18 protein-coding genes and 1 riboswitch are annotated in these 17499 nt (G+C 71.7%); of the genes, 10 read left to right on the top strand and 8 right to left on the bottom strand.

Annotated features, from left to right (window positions below; translation table 11 throughout):
* Positions 1–25: 25 nt before the first annotated feature.
* The 6 genes from ACIHFD_RS21660 to ACIHFD_RS21685 all read left to right on the top strand — a co-directional run bounded on the left by ACIHFD_RS21660 (position 26) and on the right by ACIHFD_RS21685 (position 6840).
* Positions 26–679: a MerR family transcriptional regulator gene (locus ACIHFD_RS21660; protein WP_363968731.1), complete on the top strand. Its 654-nt coding sequence runs from the start codon at positions 26–28 to the stop codon at positions 677–679.
* Between the two features lie 132 nt (positions 680–811).
* Entirely contained in the window at positions 812–1282 is a 471-nt protein-coding gene (locus ACIHFD_RS21665) for a bifunctional nuclease family protein (RefSeq protein WP_090771501.1), read from the top strand.
* Between the two features lie 147 nt (positions 1283–1429).
* Positions 1430–2050 carry a MerR family transcriptional regulator gene (locus ACIHFD_RS21670; protein WP_350734655.1) on the top strand — a complete coding sequence of 207 codons (621 nt, stop codon included), beginning with the start codon at positions 1430–1432 and terminating at the stop codon, positions 2048–2050.
* A gap of 118 nt (positions 2051–2168) precedes the next feature.
* A riboswitch (glycine riboswitch) is annotated at positions 2169–2268 on the top strand.
* 168 nt (positions 2269–2436) lie between these two features.
* Positions 2437–5262 (top strand): aminomethyl-transferring glycine dehydrogenase, encoded by a 2826-nt coding sequence (gene gcvP / locus ACIHFD_RS21675; protein ID WP_397368422.1) that lies wholly within the window; start codon positions 2437–2439, stop codon positions 5260–5262.
* Positions 5263–5402: 140 nt separating this feature from the next.
* Positions 5403–5993, top strand: a complete 591-nt coding sequence (locus ACIHFD_RS21680; protein ID WP_397368423.1) for a hypothetical protein — start codon at positions 5403–5405, stop codon at positions 5991–5993.
* Between the two features lie 49 nt (positions 5994–6042).
* Complete coding sequence (locus ACIHFD_RS21685) at positions 6043–6840, top strand: tetratricopeptide repeat protein (protein ID WP_397368424.1); 798 nt, start codon at positions 6043–6045, stop codon at positions 6838–6840.
* A 146-nt stretch (positions 6841–6986) separates the two neighbouring features.
* Here the strand turns inward: ACIHFD_RS21685 and ACIHFD_RS21690 are convergent, their stop codons facing one another.
* Positions 6987–7337, bottom strand: a complete 351-nt coding sequence (locus ACIHFD_RS21690) for a hypothetical protein (protein ID WP_363968722.1) — start codon at positions 7335–7337, stop codon at positions 6987–6989.
* An 82-nt stretch (positions 7338–7419) separates the two neighbouring features.
* On the opposite strand from ACIHFD_RS21690, the gene ACIHFD_RS21695 reads away from it, so the two are divergent.
* Positions 7420–8010: an alpha/beta family hydrolase gene (locus ACIHFD_RS21695; protein WP_363968720.1), complete on the top strand. Its 591-nt coding sequence runs from the start codon at positions 7420–7422 to the stop codon at positions 8008–8010.
* Position 8011: 1 nt separating this feature from the next.
* Here the strand turns inward: ACIHFD_RS21695 and ACIHFD_RS21700 are convergent, their stop codons facing one another.
* Together ACIHFD_RS21700 and ACIHFD_RS21705 are read right to left on the bottom strand one after the other, a co-directional pair.
* Positions 8012–8203, bottom strand: a complete 192-nt coding sequence (locus ACIHFD_RS21700; RefSeq protein WP_185074362.1) for a DUF5999 family protein — start codon at positions 8201–8203, stop codon at positions 8012–8014.
* A gap of 200 nt (positions 8204–8403) precedes the next feature.
* A complete protein-coding gene (locus ACIHFD_RS21705; RefSeq protein ID WP_397368425.1) occupies positions 8404–8964 on the bottom strand; it encodes a TetR/AcrR family transcriptional regulator C-terminal domain-containing protein in 561 nt (186 codons plus the stop codon).
* Positions 8965–9078: 114 nt separating this feature from the next.
* Here ACIHFD_RS21705 and ACIHFD_RS21710 point away from each other — a divergent pair, with 114 nt between their 5' ends.
* Positions 9079–9477: a hypothetical protein gene (locus ACIHFD_RS21710; protein ID WP_363968718.1), complete on the top strand. Its 399-nt coding sequence runs from the start codon at positions 9079–9081 to the stop codon at positions 9475–9477.
* A 112-nt stretch (positions 9478–9589) separates the two neighbouring features.
* Here the strand turns inward: ACIHFD_RS21710 and ACIHFD_RS21715 are convergent, their stop codons facing one another.
* The 3 genes from ACIHFD_RS21715 to ACIHFD_RS21725 all read right to left on the bottom strand — a co-directional run bounded on the left by ACIHFD_RS21715 (position 9590) and on the right by ACIHFD_RS21725 (position 12635).
* Positions 9590–10963: an RNA polymerase sigma factor gene (locus ACIHFD_RS21715; RefSeq protein WP_397368426.1), complete on the bottom strand. Its 1374-nt coding sequence runs from the start codon at positions 10961–10963 to the stop codon at positions 9590–9592.
* A 167-nt stretch (positions 10964–11130) separates the two neighbouring features.
* Positions 11131–11445 (bottom strand): hypothetical protein, encoded by a 315-nt coding sequence (locus ACIHFD_RS21720; protein ID WP_397368427.1) that lies wholly within the window; start codon positions 11443–11445, stop codon positions 11131–11133.
* A 44-nt stretch (positions 11446–11489) separates the two neighbouring features.
* Positions 11490–12635, bottom strand: coding sequence for an AMP-binding protein (locus tag ACIHFD_RS21725; protein WP_397368428.1), 1146 nt, complete (start codon positions 12633–12635; stop codon positions 11490–11492).
* Positions 12636–12716: 81 nt separating this feature from the next.
* On the opposite strand from ACIHFD_RS21725, the gene ACIHFD_RS21730 reads away from it, so the two are divergent.
* Entirely contained in the window at positions 12717–13610 is an 894-nt protein-coding gene (locus ACIHFD_RS21730) for an o-succinylbenzoate synthase (RefSeq protein ID WP_397368501.1), read from the top strand.
* Positions 13607–15268, top strand: a complete 1662-nt coding sequence (gene menD / locus ACIHFD_RS21735; RefSeq protein WP_363968709.1) for a 2-succinyl-5-enolpyruvyl-6-hydroxy-3-cyclohexene-1-carboxylic-acid synthase — start codon at positions 13607–13609, stop codon at positions 15266–15268. The genes ACIHFD_RS21730 and menD overlap by 4 nt, the downstream gene beginning before the upstream one ends.
* On the opposite strand, the gene ACIHFD_RS21740 is transcribed toward menD, so the two are convergent.
* The gene (locus ACIHFD_RS21740) at positions 15265–16158 is read right to left on the bottom strand and encodes a 5'-3' exonuclease H3TH domain-containing protein (protein WP_397368502.1); all 894 of its coding nucleotides are present in this window, start codon (positions 16156–16158) and stop codon (positions 15265–15267) included. The genes menD and ACIHFD_RS21740 overlap by 4 nt on opposite strands.
* Positions 16158–17429 carry a PP2C family protein-serine/threonine phosphatase gene (locus ACIHFD_RS21745; RefSeq protein ID WP_397368429.1) on the bottom strand — a complete coding sequence of 424 codons (1272 nt, stop codon included), beginning with the start codon at positions 17427–17429 and terminating at the stop codon, positions 16158–16160. Before ACIHFD_RS21745 ends, ACIHFD_RS21740 begins: the two co-directional genes overlap by 1 nt.
* Positions 17430–17499: the final 70 nt, after the last annotated feature.

The following is a 17499-nucleotide window of genomic DNA, read 5'->3' on the forward strand; positions in this document are numbered from 1 at the left end:
TGGACGCGCCGTCCCGGGAGGTCACATGACCTCCCAGGCGGCACGCTCTCACATGAGCATCGGGGAGGTGCTCGCGCTCCTGCAGGGCGAGTTCCCCGATGTGACGATCTCCAAGATCCGCTTCCTGGAGGGTGAGGGGCTGATCGAGCCGGAGCGCAGCCCGTCCGGCTACCGCAAGTTCACTCACCTGCACGTGGAGCAGCTGCGCTTCATCCTGCGCGAGCAACGCGACCATTACCTGCCGCTGCGGGTGATCAAGGACAGGATGGCCGAGAGCTTCGGCCGTCCGCGCGCCGTACAGGAGAAGACGGAGGTCCGGCTCAGCCGGGCCGAGCTGCTCGAGGCGGCGGAGATCGACGACGAGACGCTCACCGAGCTCGAGGACTACGGCCTGCTCGCCCCGGTGGCCAGGCGCTATGACGAAGAGGCGCTCAACGTGGCCCGCAGCATCGGCGCGCTGGCCCGTTTTGGCCTGCGCGCCCGCCACCTGCGGGCGGTCAAGGCCGCGGCCGAGCGCGAGTGCGGGCTCGTCGAGCAGGCGGTCGCGCCCATACTCAAACGGCGGGCCCCCGGCGCCATCGGGGAGGCCGACGAGGTCGCCAGGGAGCTTTCCACACTCCTGCTCGACCTGCACGCATCCCTTGTGCGGTCGGGGATCCGGTCCGTACTGGGGCGTTGAGACCCTGGCGAGCTGGGAGGCGGAGGCGCATTCCATGCCCGCCGGGTGTTACGTTGAATTGCAGTAGCCAGTCAGCAGTAGCGACCCGCAAACAGCTGTGCCGGGTGACCGGTCAGGAATACGGAGCAGCCCGTGTTGCAGATGGAGGTCGTGGGCGTTCGAGTCGAAATGCCCACAAATCAGCCGATCGTCTTGCTCAAGGAGGCACACGGGGAGCGGTTCCTTCCTATATGGATTGGCATGACCGAGGCGACGGCCATCGCGCTGGCCCAAGCGGAGGAGCCACCGCCGCGTCCGCTCACCCACGACCTCTTCCGAGACGTGCTGAGCGCTCTGGGCGTCGGCCTGCGAGCGGTCAACATCGTCGCCTTGCGCGACGGCATCTTCTTCGCCGATCTGGTCTTCTCCAACGGCGTGGAGGTGAGCGCGCGGCCGTCCGACTCGATCGCGCTCGCCCTGCGCACCGGAGCGCGCATCTTCGCCAGCGAGGAGGTCGTCCAGGAGGCCGGGGTGATCATCCCGGACGACCAGGAAGACGAGGTGGAGAAGTTCAGAGAGTTCCTTGACACGATCACTCCCGAAGACTTCGGCAGGGCGGGGTAGGTATTTCGGTGCATTTACGCTTCACGACGCGCCGAGCCGGATCGTTGACTGAGCATGGTCACGGTCCTACGGTGCAAGTGAAACCCGTGGTCGCCCTTTACGAACCCCCAGATCAGGCCGCGGGATGAGAGAAAGCCGGAGGTCCGCGTGGCGGTCAGCAGCGGCGAGGGAAAGACGGCCGGCCAGGAAGATCCGGTTCGGCGCGAGAGCGCGCGGCAGCGTGCCGGAGAGCAGGGCCTGCTCTTCGACGAACAGCCGGCGTCGCTGCCGGCGGACATCGGATACCGCGGGCCGACGGCCTGCGCGGCGGCCGGCATCACCTACAGGCAGCTCGACTACTGGGCGCGCACGGGCCTCGTGGAGCCCACGATAAGAGCCGCGCAGGGCTCGGGCTCCCAGCGGCTCTACAGCTTCCGGGACATCCTGGTGCTCAAGGTCGTCAAGCGGCTCCTCGACACCGGGGTGTCGCTGCAGCAGATCCGTACGGCCGTCCAGCATCTGCGTGACCGCGGGGTCGCCGACCTCGCGCAGATCACGCTCATGAGCGACGGCGTCAGCGTCTACGAGTGCACCTCGGCCGACGAGGTGATAGACCTGCTCCAAGGCGGTCAGGGCGTGTTCGGCATCGCGCTCGGCCGGGTCTGGCGAGAGGTCGAGGGCTCCCTCGCGGAGCTGCCGGGGGAACGAGCGGCGGTCGAGGACAGCGTCCCGGCCGACCACCCCGCTGACGAGCTCGCCCGCCGTCGCCGCGCGCGGCGCCTCAGCTAGCACACCCCCTTCTGCCGTGGGCCGCCGGACGCGGCCCACCGGGCAATCCGCACATAACGCATCGACGGGGAAATTCATGCGTAACGCGGAGGGTTGTAATCTAGGACAGCAAGGCTGATGACCCCGTGCGGGAGAGTCCCTGGGACCCGCGGGTCTCAGGGCGCCGAAGGAGCAACCCTCCCCGGAATCTCTCAGGCACCCTGTACCGCTCGGGTGAGGCAACTCTGGAAAGCAGGCGCGCCCGCCAGGCGCGCCTCACCGACGGTGCAAGCCCCATTCCCGGGGTGAAGCTCTCAGGTCGCGGCGTCGCCGCGCTGACAGAGGGGGAGATCCGGCACTCGCCCGCGCCACGGCGCCGGTCTCCATAGCCTCGGGAGGCACTGTCCATGACCGACCTGTCAGCTCCGCCGTTCTCGTCCAGGCACATCGGCCCATCCGCGACCGAGCAGCAGCGCATGCTCGAGTCCGTGGGCTTCGAGTCCGTGGCGGATCTGGTGGCCGTGGCCGTCCCCGAGGCCATCAGGGCCAAGGACCGGCTCCAGCTGCCCGCCGCCGTCGGCGAGGCCGAGGCCATCGCCGAGCTGCGCGCCCTGGCCGGCCGCAACCGCGTGCTCACCTCCATGATCGGCCTGGGCTACCACGACACGATCACCCCCGCCGTCATCCGGCGCAACCTGCTGGAGAACCCGGGCTGGTACACCGCCTACACCCCGTACCAGCCGGAGATCTCGCAGGGCCGCCTCGAGGCGCTGCTGAACTTCCAGACCGTCGTCTCCGACCTGACGGGCCTGCCCGTCGCGGGCGCCTCCCTCCTCGACGAGGCCACGGCCGCCGCCGAGGCGATGACCCTGGCCCGCCGCTCGGGCAAGTCCAAGAGCAGCGTGTTCGTGGTGGACGCCGACGCGCTGCCGCAGACCAAGGCCGTGCTCGCCACCAGGGCCGAGCCCCTGGGCATCACGCTGGTGGAGCACTCCCTCGAGGGCGGGCTGCCCGAGTGTTTCGGCGTGCTCGTCCAGTACCCGGGCGCGTCCGGGCGGCTGCGCGACTTCCGCGCCGTGGCCGCCGCCGCGCACGAGGCGGGCGCGCTCGTCGTGGCCGCCGCCGACCTGCTGGCCCTCACCCTCGTGGCCGCGCCCGGCGAGCTGGGCGCCGACATCGCGATCGGCTCCTCGCAGCGGTTCGGGGTGCCGTTCGGGTTCGGCGGGCCGCACGCGGCCTACATGTCCGTACGCGAGGGCCTGCAGCGCCAGCTCCCCGGCCGCCTGGTGGGCGTGTCGGTGGACGCCGACGGCGACCCCGCGTACCGGCTGGCCCTGCAGACCCGCGAGCAGCACATCCGCCGCGAGAAGGCCACCAGCAACATCTGCACCGCGCAGGTCCTGCTCGCCGTCATCGCGAGCATGTACGCCGTCTACCACGGCCCCGAGGGGCTGCGCCGGATCGCCCACCGGGCGCACCGCCACGCCGTGGCCCTGGCCGATGGGCTGCGCCAGGCGGGCCTGGAGGTCGTGCACCGCGAGTTCTTCGACACCGTGCTCGTACGCGTGCCCGGCCGGGCCGCCGAGGTGGTCACCGCCGCCGTCGAGCAGGGCGTGAACCTCTGGCGGGTCGACGACGACCACGTGTCGATCTCCTGCGACGAGAAGACCGGCGCCGCCGAGGTCGCCAAGGTGTGGGCCGCCTTCGGCGTCGAGCGGGCCGACGTGGCCCTGGACGCGGACGCGCTGCCCGCCTCGCTGGCGCGCGAGTCCGGCTACCTCACCCACCCGGTCTTCCACAGCCACCGCTCCGAGACCGCCATGCTGCGCTACCTGCGCAAGCTGCAGGACAAGGACATCGCGCTCGACCGCTCCATGATCCCGCTCGGCTCCTGCACGATGAAGCTGAACGCGACCACCGAGATGGAGCCGATCACCTGGCCCGAGTTCGCCGCGATCCACCCGTACGCGCCGGACGACCAGGCCGAGGGCTACCGCGAGCTGATCGGCACGCTGGAGGGCTGGCTGGCCGAGGTGACCGGCTACGACCGCGTCTCCATCCAGCCGAACGCCGGCTCGCAGGGCGAGTTCGCCGGACTGCTGGCCATCCGCGCCTACCACCGAGCCAACGGGCACGGCGAGCGCGACGTCTGCCTCATCCCGTCCTCCGCCCACGGCACCAACGCCGCCAGCGCGATCATGGCGGGCATGCGGGTCGTGGTCGTGGCCTGCGACTCCGACGGCAACGTGGACCTGGCCGACCTCGACGCCAAGATCGACAAGCACCGGGACGCGCTGGCCGCGATCATGGTGACGTACCCCTCGACGCACGGCGTGTACGAGGAGACGATCACCGAGGTGTGCGCCAAGGTGCACGAGGCCGGGGGCCAGGTCTACGTGGACGGGGCCAACCTCAACGCGCTGGTCGGGCTGGCCAAGCCGGGCGAGTTCGGGGCCGACGTGTCCCACCTCAACCTGCACAAGACGTTCTGCATCCCGCACGGCGGCGGCGGGCCGGGCGTCGGCCCCGTCGCGGTCCGCGGCCACCTGGCGGCCTTCCTGCCCGGCCACCCGCTGTACGACGGCACGCCGGTGGGTCCCGTCTCGGCGGCCCCGTACGGCTCGGCGGGGATCCTGCCGATCTCGTGGGCGTACATCAGGATGATGGGCTCCGAGGGCCTCACGGCGGCCACCGAGCAGGCCATCCTGTCGGCCAACTACCTGGCCAGGCGGCTCGCCCCGCACTTCCCCGTGCTCTACACGGGGCGCGGCGGGCTGGTGGCCCACGAGTGCATCGTCGACCTGCGGCAGATCACCAAGGAGACCGGGGTCACCGTGGACGACGTCGCCAAGCGGCTCATCGACTACGGCTTCCACGCGCCGACCATGTCGTTCCCCGTGGCGGGGACGCTGATGATCGAGCCGACCGAGAGCGAGGACCTCGGGGAGCTCGACCGGTTCGTGGACGCGCTGATCGCGATCCGCGGCGAGATCGACAAGGTGGCGTCGGGGGCCTACGACCCGGCGGACAACCCGCTGCGGAACGCGCCCCACACGGCCGAGTCGGTCAGCGCCGACGAGTGGACCCACCCGTACACGCGTGGTGAGGCCGCCTATCCGCTGCCGTCGGTGCGGGACGGGAAGTACTGGGTGCCGGTGCGCCGGATCGACCAGGCCTACGGGGACCGGAACCTGGTCTGCTCCTGCCCGCCGCTGGAGGCTTACGAGGACTAGGAGCTCCCCGCGGGCTCTCCTGCCGGGCGGGCGTCCGTCGTCCGTCCGGTTGCCCTCGGCGTCGCATGCCCGCGTCGGGCGCCGGAAGCGGGCATCGCGGGAGTCGGGTTGGCGTGGGATCATCGGCTGGGAGGCCGGTGATGGGCGACGGCGTGGTGGGCGACCTGGTCAAGGGGCAGGTGTCCCTGTTATCCGGGCTGACCGTCTGCCTGGTGATCATGCCCGGGTGCTTCTCCTTCAACTGCGGGATGAGCGACTTCGGCGTCCACTGGCGCACGGTCGTCCCGTACGCCGTCGGGTTCCTCGGCGCGGCCCTCTACACCCGGAGAGCGCTGCGGGCCGCCGCGCCCGCCCTCCCCGCGCCGCGGTTCGTGGCGGTGGCCGGGGACTCGTTCGCGGTGCTGCTGGTCGGGATCCTGCTCACGCCTTACACCCTCGGGAGCGGCGTGCATTGGGTTCACAGGTCGTTCGGGGCGGCGTTGTTCCTGCACGAGCTGGTGCTGGCGGTGCGCATGGTGTCGTGGGCGTCCACCGGGGCGGCGCTGGTCGGCTTACAGGTGGCCGCCGGGGTGGCCTCCGGCGTGTCGGTCGTGCTGGCCGAAGGGCCGCTGGTGGTGGGGCAGGCGGTGTTCCAGCTCGCGTTCGGGCTGGTCATGATCAGGACCGTACGCCTGCTGCTGCGCAGGGGTCCGAAGCCGGTCAGTCCTTCCGCGTCAACTGAGCAGACATGATCGACAGAAATGGTTAGGCTCGGTGCGACCGTCGCCAGAAGGAGCTCTCTTGACGTCCTCAGAGCTGGAGACCCCGCCCCTCGACGCCGCCCGCCGCCTGGCCGAACGCGGTGATCTCGACGGCGCCGCCGCCATCCTCGCCGAGCTGGCCGCCGACCCCCACGGCCCGGACCGGGCCCAGGCCGCGGTGGGGCTCGCCGTGGTGCTTGAGGAGCGCGGCGACGTGGAGGCCGCCAGGGCCGCCGCCAGGACCGCGCTGGCCACCGGGCACCCCGAGTACGCCGCCCAGGCCGCCTGCCACCTGGCCCAGGGGTTCGAACGGGAGGGCCGCGCCGAGCAGGCCAGGGCCGCCTGGCAGGCCGTCCTGGGGGTCGGAACGGCCGCATATGTGCCGCTGGCCCACCTCGCGCTGGCCCGGCTCGCGACGGCCGTCGGCGACCTGGACGAGGCCGAGAAGGAGCTGCGGGCCGCCATGGAGGGCGGCGACCCGGGCGTCGGCGCGCGGGCGGCCCAGGAGCTGGCCGACCTGCTGCTGGAGCACGGGGAGCCGGCGGCGGCGGCAGACGTGCTCCTGGACGCGCTGGAATACGCACCGGCCGAGGAGGTGCCGGGGCTGCGGGTCCAGCTCGGGATCACGCATCTGGAGCTGGCCTGCGCGGAGTTCGCGGAGACCGTCGAGTACGGAGCGGACCCGCAGACCAGCGCCCTGGCCATCGAGCTCCTGGCCCGGACGCTGCCGCTGCGGGGGCGCGCCGACGACGCGGGGCGGGTGTGGTCGTACGGGCTGGAGCACGAGGACGAGACCCTCGCCGCCGAGGTCCGCCTCCGCTACCACCGCGACGCCTGACGCGCCGGCCGGCTGTGCCCGCCTGACGCACGCCCGACTGCTGAGCCCGTTCGGCGCCCCCGACCGGAGAGAGGCGTCCGGGCAGGGGAAAGGGCGGGGGCGCTCCCGTAGGCCTCCGCCGTGCTTCCGCCGGGTTTCCGCCGAGGTCAGTTGCGGCGCATGATGGCCGCGGCCGAGGCCACGTTGATGACCACGATCGCGATCCACGTGATCGTCAGTCCCACCAGCCCCGCGTTGCCGGCCGCGATGGCCGTCAAGGGGATGCCGATGCCCATCGAGCCCAGCGCGATCGGGATCATCGCCGCGCCCGGAGGGCTCTTCTGCCGGTGCGGCGTGGCGCCGTGGTGGTCCAGCTCGGAACGTACGCGGGCGGAGATCGTGGCGTCGAGTCGCTCCACGAACGACTCGACGAGCGCGGCTTCGTACTCGGGACCGAGGTCCCGGCGGGCGTCCAGGGTCGCCTGGAGATCATCCCGGATGGGGCGCTTATCTGGCATGACAGCAATCATCCATCGCCGGCGCCACGCCGTCATCCAACCTGAGGGCTAGGGCGCGATCCTCCCCAGGTACGGTGCTGGCATGGAGGTCATGACCCCGCGAGGGCCCGCGCTCGTCCAGGTGGACGAGGTGGCGGACCCGCGGCTGCTGCTGGTGCTCACCCACGGTTCGGCCGGGGGAGTGGACGCTCCCGACCTGCTCGCCGTACGGGACGCCGCGCTCGAGTCCGGGGCCGTCGTGGCCAGGGTGACGCAGGCGTTCAGGGTGGCGGGGGCGCGGGCGCCGGGGTCGGCGGTCAAACAGGACGAGGCGTGGGAGATCGTCCTCAAGGAGGTGCGTACGCTCTGGCCGGGGCTGCCGCTGGTGCAGGGAGGGCGGAGCAACGGGGCGCGGGTCGCCTGCCGTACGGCCGGGGCGGTCGGCGCGGCGGCCGTGGTGGCGCTGGCCTTTCCGCTGCACCCGCCCGGGAAGCCGGAACGCTCCAGGGCCGACGAGCTACGCGGCGCCGGAGTGGACGTGCTGGTGGTCAACGGGGACCGGGATCCGTTCGGCGTGCCGGACGCCGCTGACGCGGCACGCCTGGTGGTGCTGCCGGGGGAGGGACACGACCTCAAGAAGGACCCCGCCCGAGTGGGCGAGGTCGTGGCGGAGTGGATAGTCCACTACGCCTAGTTCACGCCGCGCCGACCACGGGTCGGTGTGGTGCGATGGCGGCGCCGCTGGGCAGCAGCTCCCCGGTGTCCTCGAACAGGACGACACCGTTGCAGAGCAGGCTCCACCCCTGTTCGGGGTGGCAGGCGAGAGTGCGTGCCTTCTCGCGGTCGGGCGCCTCGGCATCCGGACAGGCCGGGTCGTGCGGGCACATCGGCGTGCCTCCGATATCTCGTGGGATGCTCCCGTTGGGAGGGGCGGGAGCCGGCTCGGGTAATTGTTCTGGCAAGTGTGCGACGGATGTCACACTCCCGGACATAGTCCATCAGGACTGTTACAGAAGGGATCCCCGTTCGTGTGACCTTCGACACAGCGTGCCGTATGCAGGATAACGGTCCAAGCGCGACACGCGCACTACGTTTGCAATCCCTTGAGCAGAGCGTCGAGTCCGCGCTCGAAATCGATATCGGCCCTTTCGTCCCGCCTGACCCATTCATCAACCTCAGGATCGGCCCAGCCCGACTGCTGCACCTCGACGGCCACGCTGCCGAAGACGAAGGCTCTCAGCGCCCGCACGGCCTCCGCCGCGTCGGTCAGCCCGCCGTCGGCGAGCTGCTCGGTCTGGTCCCTGATGGCGATGGCCGTGGCGCCCTTGGGGGGCTTGGTCAGGGCCAGCGCCAGCACGCCCGGATGCTCGCGCAGCAGCTCCCGCCCCGCCCGGCACCAGGCCTTGGCCGTCTCCTGCCAGGTGGCCGCCTGCTCGACGCGGACCGCGGTGACGTGCTCGGCCAGGGCGTCCATCAGCGCCTCCTTGCCCCTGGGCAGGTGGTGGTAGATGGCCATGGCCTCCACCTCCAGGGCGTCGCCCAGGCGGCGCATGGTGAGCCGGCGCAGGCCCTGGCTGTCGGCGATGTGGAGTGCGGCCTCGATGATGCGCTCGCGGGAGAGCGGGACGGGCGGTCTCTTGGCGGGCATGGAGATCATCTTACTTCGTAAAGCCGGTCGCGCCGGGTCGATTTCCCGCTGTGTCGTACGACGGCGTACCCTTGGCGGTTGAACGAGTACCGGCAGTGTGAAAGGGCAGGGTCGATGGCGTTTTTCCGTCCGCGGGTGAGCCGGGAGGCCGAGGTTCGCTACCACGCGGACCAGGAGATCTCCAAGAGCTTCCCCGAGTTGCTCGACAAGGCCCGGGAAGCCGAGGAGACGCTGCGTGTGCTGCGCGCCGCGGCGGCGGATGAGATCGAGCTGATGGCAGCAGGGCGGGCCTTCGACCGCGCGCTGACCGACGCCCTGCGCGCCGCCGAGGCGGGGCAGCGGGCCACGTTCGGGGTGAAGGCCTACGACGACCGGATCGCGCGCCGCAAGGCCAAGGCGACGCCCGCCGGGTCGATGTGGACGGCCGAGGTCGACCGGCTGCGCACGCTGCGCGAGGACAACCGGATGTGGGGGATCCCGCGCGTGCCGCGCCCGGTGCCCGCGACCCTCTGACGCTTTGCCCGTCCCACGGGCATAAAACCCACGGGCATAAGACCCCCGGGCATGAACACGGGCATGAAGAAGCCCCGGCACAGCCTCCCTCGTTGTGCCGGGGCTTCGGTTTTCAGCTCGCCCAGTCCAGCAGCGGGCGGGTGTTGCTGGGGTGGCGGAGCTTGGAGAGCGACTCCTTCTCCAGCTGGCGGATCCGCTCCCGGGTCAGCCCCAGGTGCTTGCCGATCTCGTCCAGCGTGTGGGGCTTGCCGTCCACCAGGCCGAAGCGGAGCGCCATGATCCTCGCCTCCCGGGGCGAGAGGTTGTCGAGCACGCCGCGCAGCTGGTCGCCCAGCAGCTGACGGTCGACGATCTCCGAAGCCTCGGGCGAGTCCACGTCCTCGATGAGGTCGCCGATCGTGGTCTCGCCGTCCTCGCCGATCGTGGCGTTGAGCGAGATCGGCTGGCGGCTGGTACGCAGCAGCTCCTCGATCTGGTCGGGCGTCTTGTCCAGCTCGACGGCCAGCTCCTCGGGCGTGGGCTCGCGGCCCAGGCGCTGGTGCATGTCACGCTCGACGCGCGACAGCTTGGACAGCATCTCCAGCACGTGCACGGGCAGCCGGATCGTACGGGCCGAGTCGGCGAAACCACGCTGGATGGCCTGCCTGATCCACCACATGGCGTACGTGGAGAACTTGAAGCCCTTGGTGTAGTCGAACTTCTCCACGGCCCTGATCAGCCCCAGGTTGCCCTCCTGGACCACGTCCAGCAGCGACATGCCGCGGTCGGTGTACTTCTTGGCGACCGACACCACGAGCCGGAGGTTGGCCTCCAGCATGTGGTCCTTGGCCCGCTTGCCGTCCTCGATCACCAGGAGGAGGTCATCCTGGGCGGAGACGGACAGGTCGGGCTCGGTCTCCAGCTTGTACTCGGCGTACAGGCCCGCCTCGATCCGCCGGGCCAGCTCGACCTCCTGCGCCGCGGTGAGCAGCGTGCGGCGGCCGATGGACTTGAGGTAGGTGTGCACGGAGTCGCCCATGGCCGACTGGGTGTCGTCCAGGTCGATCTGCTCGTTCTCGATCTCGGAGTCCTCGGCGCTCAGCTCGAGGTCCTCCGGCACGTCCTCCTCGTGCTCCGGCTTGGGCTCGGGGCGGGTCACGGCCTTGGCGGCCGCCTCTGTGGGGTTGACCGGGGCGCTCTTCACCGTGCCGTTCCTGGACGGGGCGGTTTTTGCCTCCGCCGCCTTGCGGCCGGTAGTCTTTGCACGCGCGGGCTTCCTGGGGGTCTTCCTCGGGGCGGTCTTGCTGAGAGACGGCTCGTTCTCGGCGGCCAGGCTCACACCGCTCTCCGAGAGCTCGCGCAGGATCGTGCGGCCTTCAGAGGGGCTGATGCCGGCGTCGGCGAACGCGTCACGCAGCTCCGCGAGAGAAAGGTGACCCTGGGCTCGCCCTCGTTCAATGAGTTGGTCGAGAGTCGCAGATGGGGTCGCTACGGCGGTTCTGGGCATGAGGACACCTCCTCCGTACGGAGTCGAAGCGATCAGGCAGGTTGTGGTGGGGCGGCTTCGGTCCGCACGGCGCACCAGTATCAATAACGCCAATCGCTGTCATTTGTTCCCGGTGGGACGAAAAAGGGGCGGATCGCCCGATAGACGAACCGCCCCTCCCGTCAGTCCTATTCCCGGATCTTGATCTCCCCGGCCGACACCTCGGGCATGGGCATCGGCTGAGCGTCCTGCAGACGCTGGTCCGTCCAATAGTCGACGACCGCGTCGGGGTCAGGGTTGACATCGCGGGAGACCACGATGCCGTCGTCGCTGGTCGTGGGCGTCGGGCTCGAAGTCGACGGTGCCTTCTCCACCACGGCTCGGGTCTCCTTCGCGACCTGGTCGAGCTTGCCCGCCGAGGCGGCCGCCGCGACTGAGGCGCCTCCGACGACGATGACGCCGACGACGGCCGCGGATGCCCACATCTTGCGGGTCTGATCCATGAAGGCTCCCTCCCTCTCCCCAACTAAGACGCAGCCGCAACTCATCAGGTTCCTGCCCGGAGCCGGACGAAGTCGGTCTTCCCGTTCGGCAGCAGCGGCAGCTGGGGCACCAGGCGCAGGCTGCGCGGGGCGGCATGAGGGGGAAGCCTATCGCGGCAGAACGCCCTCAATTGAGGAAGCGTGAGTGGCGTGTCGGGATTGGCGGGCACCACGATGGCGGTGACCAGTTCGCCCCACTCGGCGTCGGGCGTGCCGATCACGGCCACGTCGGCCACCTCCGGGTGGGTGCCGAGCACCTGGGCCACGGCGCCGGCCACCACCTTCTCGCCGCCGGTGTTGATCACGTCGTCGGCCCGGCCCAGCACGCGCAGCCGGCCGCCGGCCATTTCGCCCAGGTCGGAGGTGCGGAACCAGTCGCCGTCGAACGGGTCGGCGGCACCGAAGCGATAGCCGGAGAACAGCACGGCGCCGGAGATCCTGATCAGCCCGTCCTCGCCGATCTTGACCTCCACGTTGTGAAGGGGCCGGCCGTCATAGACGCAGCCGCCGCACGTCTCGCTCATCCCGTACGTCGTCACGATCCGGGCGCCGAGGCCCCGGGCCCGCTCCAGCAGCCCGGGCCGGGGCGCGGCGCCGCCGAGCAGGATCGTGCGGAACACCGAAAGGTCCGCCCCCAGTTCGACCAGCCGGTGCAGCTGGGTGGGGACGAGGGAGACGTGGTCGGCCCCCGAGCCGAGCACCTCGTGCGGGTCGAACCTGGCGTGGATGATCGGCTCGCTCTCCGACAGCAGGGCGCGTACCAGGACCTGGAGGCCGGCGATGTGGGAGACGGGCAGGCAGCACAGCCAGCGCTCACCCTTGGAGGCCGCCACGTGGCGCAGGGAGGCGGCGGCCGAGGCGCGCAGGGCGGCGGCCGAGAGCATCACGCCCTTGGGGGCGCCGGTGCTGCCGCTGGTGGCGATCACGACCGCCACGTCGGAGGGGACGCCCTCGCCGTCGCTCTGGAGCGCGCCGTCGGCGTGCGTGGGGCGCAGAGCGGCCAGGGCGGCCTCGGACTGGCCCGGCGCCAGGGGGAGCACGGCGGGTCCCTCGCCGCTCAGCGCGTCGCAGATCGCCGTGTACAGGGCGGGTCCGGGAGGCTGCACAATGGCATGCAGCGGACGGTCCGGATGCGACGGGTTCCTCCACATGCTCGTAAGGTTAGTGGCGACAGGTCGGACAGAGGCGCAGGGAGGGTCGTGACGCGTTCTCCCGTGGTCTTCCGCATCCCCATGCGCACCCGGTTCCGTGGACAGACCGTCAGGGAAGGCGTGCTGCTGCACGGTCCCGCCGGGTGGGGGGAGTTCTCCCCGTTCCCCGAGTACGGCCCGCGCGAGTGCGCCCGCTGGCTGGCATGCGCCCGCGAGGCGGCCTTCGAGGGATGGCCGGAGCCGGTGCGCGACAGCGTCCCCGTCAACGCGACCGTGCCCGCCGTGGGGCCCGAGCAGGCCCATGACATCGTCCGGCGCTCGGGCTGCGGCACGGCCAAGGTCAAGGTGGCCGAGCGGGGCCAGACCTTCGACGACGACGTGGCCAGGGTGGAGGCCGTACGCGACGCGCTCGGGCCGGGCGGCCGGCTGCGGATCGACGCCAACGGCGCGTGGGACGTGGACGAGGCGGTGCGGCGGCTGAAGCGGCTCGACCGGTTCGACCTGGAATACGCGGAGCAGCCGTGCGCCACGCTGGAGGAGCTGGCGGCGGTGCGGCGGGCCTGCGACGTGCCGATCGCGGCCGACGAGTCCATCCGCAGGGCGGAGGACCCGCTGCGGGTGCGGGCGGCCGAGGCGGCCGACATCGCGGTGGTCAAGGTGCAGCCGCTCGGCGGGGTGCGCGAGGCGCTCAAGGTGGTGGAGGCGTGCGGGCTGCCCGCCGTGGTCTCCAGCGCCGTGGAGACGTCCGTCGGGCTGGCCGCGGGGCTGGCGCTGGCGGCGGCGCTGCCGGCGTTGCCGTACGCGTGCGGGCTGGGCACGATGGCGTTGCTGGCGGGCGACGTCGTGGACGACTCCCTGGTGCCGGTGGAGGGATCTCTGACGGTACGGCGCCCCCCGGTGGATTTTCAGCATTTGTCGGCTTTTGAGATTGAATCTCCCCAGTGGCTTCGCCGGATGCAGGAGGCGTCACTTTGAACCCCGCTACCGCACTGGCCACAGTCCTGGTCGACGAGCTGGTGCGCTGCGGCCTCACCGACGTGGTGCTGGCCCCCGGCTCGCGCTCCGCCCCGCTGGCGCTGGCGCTGCACGCCGAGTCGCGGGTGCGCCTGCACGTGCGCATCGACGAGCGGTCGGCGTCGTACCTGGCGCTGGGGCTGGCCAAGCGCGGCGAGCGGCCGGTGGCGCTGATCTGCTCGTCCGGCACCGCCGTCGCGAACTTTCACCCCGCCGTGATCGAGGCGAGCGAGTCGGGCGTGCCGCTGCTGCTGCTGACCGCCGACCGGCCGCCCGAGCTGCGCGGCACGGGCGCCAACCAGACGATCGACCAGATCAAGCTGTTCGGCTCGTCGACCCGCTGGTTCGCCGAGGTGGGGGTGCCGGAGGACCGTCCCGGGCAGGTCGCCTACTGGCGCTCGCTGGCCTGCCGCGCCTACCAGCGCGCGTCGGGCCCGTCCGACCCCGGTCCCGTGCACCTCAACCTGGCCTTCAGGGAGCCGCTGATCCCCGACGGCGACACCGCCTGGTCCGAGCCGCTCGACGGCGGCGGCAACGGCCCGTGGGTGCGGGCCAGGGTCGCGCCCCCGCCCGTCGCCCTGCACATCGCGCCGACCAGGCGCGGCGTGCTGGTGGTCGGCGACGGCGCGGCCAACGTGCGCCGGTACGTGGCGGCGGCGGGCATGGCGGGCTGGCCGGTGCTCTCGGAGCCCAACGGCGGCGGCCGCTACGGCGACCACGCGATCTCCACCTACCACTACCTGCTGGGCATGCCGGAGTTCGCGGACACCCACCGGCCCGACGTGATCGTGACGCTGGGGCGGCCGGGGCTGTCGAGGCCGCTGCTGTCGTGGCTGAAGCGGGCCGGCGAGCACATCGTGGTGGCGCCCGACCTGGGCCGCTGGCCCGATCCCACCCGCTCGGCCACGCAGGTGGCGCAGGCCGTGGAGATCCCGGTGGCGGCCGGAGACGACTCGTGGCTGCACGCCTGGCGGCAGGCGGACGCGGTGGTCCGGTCGGCCACGGACGCGGTGCTGGACGCCTCGGGCACGAGCGAGCCGCGCCTGGCCAGGGACCTGGTGGACGCGCTGCCCAACGGCGCGCTGCTGTTCTGCGGCTCCTCGATGCCGATCCGCGACCTCGACCAGGCGATGCGGCCGCGGCGCGGCATCAGGTTGATGGCCAGCAGGGGCGCCTCCGGCATCGACGGCGTGGTGTCCGCGGCGATGGGGGCGGCGCTGGCGCACAACGGCCCCTCCTACGCGCTGATCGGCGACCTGTCGTTCCTGCACGACCAGAACGGGCTGATCCTCGGGCCCCGCGAGCCCCGGCCCGACCTGTGCTTCGTGGTCGTCAACAACGACGGGGGCGGGATCTTCTCGCTGCTGCCCCAGGCGGCGGTGCGCGATCCGTTCGAGCGGGTGTTCGGCACGCCGCACGGGGTGGACCTCGCGTACGTGGCGGCGGCCACGCGGACGCCGTACACGCTGGTGGAGGACATCTCCGACCTTTCCAAGGCGATGCGCGGCGAGGGGCCGCGCATCGTCGAGGTGCGCACCGACCGCGAGCAGAACGTCATCATGCACGCCCGCCTGCGCGAGGCCGCGCAGGAGGCCGTCCGTTCCTACCTGGAGAGCTAGCGGCCCAGCACGTCGAGCAGGCGGTTGAGCGGGCCGTCGAGGCCGTGGCGGTCGGCGAGGGCCACGAGGGCCTCGGGGTCGCGCGGCTTGGCCGGCAGGGTGAGGTCGGCGTCGGGCAGCGGCGCGTCGGGGGCCACCTTGACGACGGCGGGGGCGGCGCTCAGGTAGTCGCGGGCGGCGCCCAGCTTGGTGCGGGCGCCCGCGGGGAAGCCGTCGGTGACGCCCGCGTCGAGGGCCTGCAGCAGCGCGTCGAGCGAGCCGAAGCGGGTGATGAGGGCGGCGGCGGTCTTCTCGCCGACGCCGGACACGCCGGGCAGGCCGTCGCTGGGGTCGCCGCGCAGGGTGGCGAAGTCGGCGTAGGCGCGCCCGGGGATGCCGTACTTGGCGGTGACGAACGCCTCGTCCACGATCTGCAGGTTGCGGATGCCGCGGGCGGTGTAGAGGACGCGCACGGGACGGGCGTCGTCGACGAGCTGGAACAGGTCGCGGTCGCCGGTCACGATGTCCACGGCGCCCGGGGCCCGGTGGGTGAGGGTGCCGATGACGTCGTCGGCCTCGTAGCCGGCCGACTCCAGGCGGGCGATGCCGAGCGCGTCGAGCACGTCCTGGATGACGGCGATCTGCGGGACGAGCGCCTCGGGGACCTCCTCGGTGTCGCCGTGGGCGACGCGGTGGGCCTTGTACGTCGGGATCGCCTGGACGCGGAAGGCGGGCCGCCAGTCGGCGTCCATCGTGGCCGCGAGCTCGGTGGGGGAGTGCTGGCGGACAAGAGTGGCGATCATGTCGATGAGTCCGCGCACGGCGTTGACCGGAGAGCCGTCCGGGCCCTTGATCGACTCCGGTATGCCGAAGAAGGCGCGGAAGTAGAGCGACGGGGTGTCGAGAAGCATCAGCACGGGTCTATGGTCGCACTCTTGACGAGCGGTTCCGTGCTCTGTGCCGGTATGGAGACCGCCAGCAGGCAGGCGTCGTCCTCGGGGTTCGGGCCGCCGATGTCGGCCAGGAGGTGGTCGAGCCCGGCGTCCAGGTCGCGGGCGGGCACGTCGCGGGCGGCGGCCAGGACCAGGTCGAGGCCGACGTCGATGTCGCGGGTGCGCCGCTCGACCAGCCCGTCGGTGAACAGCAGCAGCAGGTCCCCGGGCAGCAGCCGGGTGGTGGCCAGCTCGTACGGGCGGCCCGAGGCGGCGCCGAGCAGCACGCCGCGCGGCTGGTCGAGCTGGCGGGCGACGCCGTCGCGCACGAGGATGGGCGCCAGGTTGCCCGCCTGGCCCCAGGCGAACACCCGGGTCTCCGGATCCAGGTGGCCGATGATCGCGGTGGCGGTGGTCTCCTTGAGCTGGTGCATGGCGAGGTCGTTCAGCCAGGTGAGCAGCCGGTGGGCGGGCTGGCCGGTCATGGCCAGGCCGACGAGGGCGTGGCGGAGCTGGGCCATGTGGGCGATGGCGGGCAGGCCGTGGCCGGAGACGTCGCCGATGGCCAGCAGCAGCCGGCCGTCGGGGGCGGGCGCGGCCTCGAACCAGTCGCCGCCCAGGCTCGCGGTCTTCTCGGCGGGCACGTACCGGACCGCGATGGTGGCGTACGGCAGGTCGAGGCATCCGGGGTGCTCGGGGAGGATGGCCTCGCGCAGGGCGAGCATGACGTGGAGCTCCTCGGCGGCCTGCTCGCGGGCCTCGAGGAGCTGGCGGCGCGACTCCGACATCAGGCGTTCGGCGCGGCGGCGGCCGGTGATGTCCTGGATGACGCCGTGCAGGCCGATGGGGCCGCCGGGGGCCATGAGGGGTTCGAGGACGACGCGCAGGTCGCGCAGCTCGCCGCGGCGGCGGATGCGGAACTCGGCCTGGACCGGCTCGACGCTCTCGACGGCCGACCACAGGAGCCGGTCGAGCGTGCCCATGTCCGCCTGCTCGACGTGCTTGGCCAGGTCGGGCAGGGCGATCGGGCCGTCGGCCGGGTCGCGGCCGAAGATCAGGTAGACCTGGTCGGACCAGATCGTCTCGCTGCTGTGCATGTGCCATTCCGCCCAGCCCATGTTGCCGAGCCGCTGGGCGTGCGCCAGCCGTACGGCGAGCATCTCGGCGTCGTTCTCGGAGCCCGGGTGGTCAGTGTGGCCTTTGTTGCTCTTGTGACCGAGCGGCTCGGCCGCGCCTGCGACGTCGACCATGGTCCCACTTTCAAAGATGGACAATTGACCCTACATTACGTGATCAATCTTGAACGGAGTGTAGCGGTGG

Source organism: Nonomuraea sp. NPDC051941 (assembly GCF_044593615.1).

What these genes read in the sequence shown, in the direction of transcription:
- ACIHFD_RS21660 (WP_363968731.1), top strand. Translation starts at nt 26, where the DNA reads ATGACCTCCCAGGCGGCACGCTCTCACATGAGCATCGGGGAGGTGCTC.
- gcvP (WP_397368422.1), top strand. Translation starts at nt 2,437, where the DNA reads ATGACCGACCTGTCAGCTCCGCCGTTCTCGTCCAGGCACATCGGCCCA.
- ACIHFD_RS21680 (WP_397368423.1), top strand. Translation starts at nt 5,403, where the DNA reads ATGGGCGACGGCGTGGTGGGCGACCTGGTCAAGGGGCAGGTGTCCCTG.
- ACIHFD_RS21690 (WP_363968722.1), bottom strand. Translation starts at nt 7,337, where the DNA reads ATGCCAGATAAGCGCCCCATCCGGGATGATCTCCAGGCGACCCTGGAC.
- ACIHFD_RS21695 (WP_363968720.1), top strand. Translation starts at nt 7,420, where the DNA reads ATGGAGGTCATGACCCCGCGAGGGCCCGCGCTCGTCCAGGTGGACGAG.
- ACIHFD_RS21700 (WP_185074362.1), bottom strand. Translation starts at nt 8,203, where the DNA reads ATGTGCCCGCACGACCCGGCCTGTCCGGATGCCGAGGCGCCCGACCGC.
- ACIHFD_RS21705 (WP_397368425.1), bottom strand. Translation starts at nt 8,964, where the DNA reads ATGCCCGCCAAGAGACCGCCCGTCCCGCTCTCCCGCGAGCGCATCATC.
- ACIHFD_RS21710 (WP_363968718.1), top strand. Translation starts at nt 9,079, where the DNA reads ATGGCGTTTTTCCGTCCGCGGGTGAGCCGGGAGGCCGAGGTTCGCTAC.
- ACIHFD_RS21715 (WP_397368426.1), bottom strand. Translation starts at nt 10,963, where the DNA reads ATGCCCAGAACCGCCGTAGCGACCCCATCTGCGACTCTCGACCAACTC.
- ACIHFD_RS21720 (WP_397368427.1), bottom strand. Translation starts at nt 11,445, where the DNA reads ATGGATCAGACCCGCAAGATGTGGGCATCCGCGGCCGTCGTCGGCGTC.
- ACIHFD_RS21725 (WP_397368428.1), bottom strand. Translation starts at nt 12,635, where the DNA reads ATGTGGAGGAACCCGTCGCATCCGGACCGTCCGCTGCATGCCATTGTG.
- ACIHFD_RS21730 (WP_397368501.1), top strand. Translation starts at nt 12,717, where the DNA reads ATGCGCACCCGGTTCCGTGGACAGACCGTCAGGGAAGGCGTGCTGCTG.
- ACIHFD_RS21740 (WP_397368502.1), bottom strand. Translation starts at nt 16,158, where the DNA reads ATGCTTCTCGACACCCCGTCGCTCTACTTCCGCGCCTTCTTCGGCATA.
- ACIHFD_RS21745 (WP_397368429.1), bottom strand. Translation starts at nt 17,429, where the DNA reads ATGGTCGACGTCGCAGGCGCGGCCGAGCCGCTCGGTCACAAGAGCAAC.